Source organism: Clostridium drakei (assembly GCF_000633595.2).
GTDB lineage: Bacteria > Bacillota > Clostridia > Clostridiales > Clostridiaceae > Clostridium_AM > Clostridium_AM drakei.
Genome location: NZ_JIBU02000010.1, coordinates 1 through 2,416, shown reverse-complemented (window position 1 = coordinate 2,416; position 2,416 = coordinate 1). Strand labels below are relative to the sequence as shown.

Genomic DNA, 2,416 nt, shown 5'->3' with positions numbered 1-2,416 from the left:
TATCTCATTATACAAGTATTTTACTTCTATATTAGGTATGGCAAGTTCACATACAAGTCTCCCATCTGGCTTTCTTATCTTTTTTACAGTTTTCAAATATCCGCTAAGAAGTAAAAAACTCCATACATTTTCTGTACTCTTATCTATTTCCTTCATTTCAACATCTTCATTTATTTCTTTTGTTATACTTTTATCTTGAATCAAGTCTTCTAATTCACTTTTTAACTGCTGTCCACCTTTTGTTATAAGGCTTTTCACTAAATCATTACTGCTAGTGTTTATCCAATATGGCTGAAGCCCTTCTTCATAATTATTAACATAATTTAGTATAGACCATGGATTATATATTATATTTTCTCCAAATACATAGCCATTGTACCAGCTTTTAACTTCATCTAATTTAAATTCCACTTCATAATATTTAAAAATCTCTTCTATTTCAACTTCTGAAAATCCAAAGTAACTACTATACTTATTCTTTAAAATACCATATACGCTTAGATTATTAAGTCCTGAAAATATACTTTCTTTTGCTACCCTTAGAATACCTGTCATTACTGCTTTTTCAAGATATTCATTATCTTTAACTCCACCGCTTAAAAAGTTTCTCATAAATTCAACTATATCTTCATAATAATCATTTAAATATCCACTTTGTATTGGTACATCATATTCATCAATTAAAATAACTACGTTAACACCATAATATCTGCTTAAAAATTTACTTAAATTCTTAAGGCTAGTTTCATATTGTGCTTCAGATGCCTTTCCAAGTAGAATATCATTATAATACATTTTATCTACTTCACTTAAAGTATCCAATATAAATTGAAATTTATCATATTGCTCAATTAAAATTTCTTTTATTTTTTCATAACATTTATCAATATTTTTATCCTTTAAATCTTTAAAAGTTATATAAATAACAGGATATATTCCTTGCTTTCCCATAATATCTTTATGTTCATATATATTCAATTTCTCAAAAAGAAAACTATTATCTTCATCAGTCTTTTCAAAGAAATACTTAAGCATGCTCATATTTATGGTCTTCCCAAAACGTCTTGGTCTTGGCAATAATAAAACTTTTGATCCATCTTCCATTATCTCTTTTATAAACAAACTCTTATCTACAAGATAGTAATTATTATTTATAATTTCCTTAAAATCAGTTATACCTATAGGAATCTTTTTCACTTAACCACTTCCTTCCTTAACAATTATTTTAACACAAACAATGCTATTTAAACATTCATAAAAATAAATGCTACTGCTAATTTAAAGCAATAGCATTTATTTTTAATATGCCATATGTTAAAGTTCAATAGTATTAACAATAATAGCTTTCCAAGCTAAAGCTAAATTTAAATACATCCTATGTTAAAGTTCAACTCTCTAATTTGTGCTTTAAGCCTTTCAATTTCGGTTCATTTAAATACATCCTATGTTAAAGTTCAACTTTCTGCAAGACTTACACAATAACTGAAGTAATAGAATTTAAATACATCCTATGTTAAAGTTCAACATAAATGGATTCCAGAGTTCAATAAAATAATAGTATTTAAATACATCCTATGTTAAAGTTCAACCACTGTAAAATAGCCATTCTCATTTTTTATTATACTTCTTAATCCATTGAAATTAAAGGATTTTCTTAAAATTTTACCAGCCATTTTTTACTTTTGAAAATTCAGATAAAAAAAGTGCCTTTAATTCTTATATTACAAGGCTTTAAAGGCACTTTATTTTTAACTTCAGCTGGTAAAATTCATAGTTAACCCAAGTAAAATTGCACTTTATCTGATCACTACCATTTCTAATACCCCATCTTCTTCAAGTGGTGAATAAGCACTGTTACGCACCTGAATAAGTTCTTCTAAGAATCACTTGATTTTAAAACAAAAACATCTTTTCCTTCAAAAGCAATTCCAAGTTCTATTATATTTTTCACTCTAAGTTCAATAAGTTCTTGTCTATAATTCATAGTTTTTATTTGAGCTAATGCATTTTCTGCTGCTGTATTTAAAGTTTCTTTTCTTCTTTTATTAACTTTTTTAAACTCAATTATTATACCATTTTTTCCTATATCCTTTGGAATAATCATTATATCATATCTTCCATAACCACTTTCCCTATTAGATTTCACTCTATATTTGTTATTTAACGCCACTAATATTCCAAGTACAAAAGCATGATAAAAGTTCTCACTTTCATCACCTATATCAAAATAGCTAAAACTCTTAACTACATAATCTGCAAAAATATCTTCAAAGTTTTCTATATCTCCATTGGTAAGTGAATTTAACATAAGATTGAATTCATCATTATTTACACTTTCTTTAAGCCAGCTCATTATTATCTCATTATACAAGTATTTTACTTCTATATTAGGTATGGCAAGTTCACATACAAGTCT

2 protein-coding genes are annotated in these 2,416 nt (G+C 26.3%); both read right to left on the bottom strand.

What is annotated here, in order from left to right; genetic code table 11:
- The coding region (locus EG57_RS0205690) for an AAA family ATPase (protein WP_032076312.1) at positions 1-1,197 on the bottom strand (1,197 nt) is incomplete at its 3' end.
- Positions 1,198-1,876: 679 nt separating this feature from the next.
- On the bottom strand, positions 1,877-2,416 hold a 540-nt coding region (locus EG57_RS0205685), incomplete at its 5' end, for a PD-(D/E)XK nuclease domain-containing protein (protein WP_032076311.1).